The 576-nt window shown below is 66.5% G+C and carries 1 protein-coding gene; it reads right to left on the bottom strand.

Annotated features, from left to right (window positions below):
* On the bottom strand, positions 1-576 hold a 576-nt coding region (locus ML342_RS11665; protein ID WP_240127186.1), incomplete at both ends, for a hypothetical protein.

The following is a 576-nucleotide window of genomic DNA, read 5'->3' as shown; positions in this document are numbered from 1 at the left end:
GTCGAGCCGGCGGTCTTGGGGACGGACGTACCAGGCCTGCTCGTAGGTGATGCGGGTCTGCGTGGTGTAGGTGAGCTCGCGCGGGATCACCTCGCGGTAGATGCGGTTGGCGATCTTCCACTGCGGGCGGGATTGGATGAGGCCCAGATCCTCGACGTATTGCAGGTCGTCCAGCGGCACCTGGTTGTGCAGGGCGTCAGTGTCGCGGTCGTCGGCGGCGAGAATCGCCGCGATGACGCGGTGCACGCGCGGCTCTCTGAGCTTGTCGGTGAGCTGGTCCAGGTGCGTGGCGCGGCTCTGGATCAGTCGCTCGCGCGCGGCCTTGTAGCGCTCCAGCGTCACCGGCAGACTGCGGTTCTTGCGCAGCTCCTTGTCCTGCCAGGTGCATTCGTGCCCCAAGGCATTCACCAGCCACGGCTGCCCCCGCGTGTCTTCCCACAGCTCGGGCCAGATCGCGGGGTCAAACGTCTGGCCGGTGGCTTCGGTGTGCTGCAGCCACAGTGCCTTCGTTTCCTCTTCGCTGAAGTTGCCCAGCCGGATCGAGGCGGCCTTGATGTTGAAGGCACTCCCCCCGGT

The sequence above is a fragment of the Thermomonas alba genome, from assembly GCF_022419205.1.
Classification (GTDB): domain Bacteria; phylum Pseudomonadota; class Gammaproteobacteria; order Xanthomonadales; family Xanthomonadaceae; genus Thermomonas; species Thermomonas alba.
This window is presented reverse-complemented; position numbering and strand designations above follow the sequence as displayed.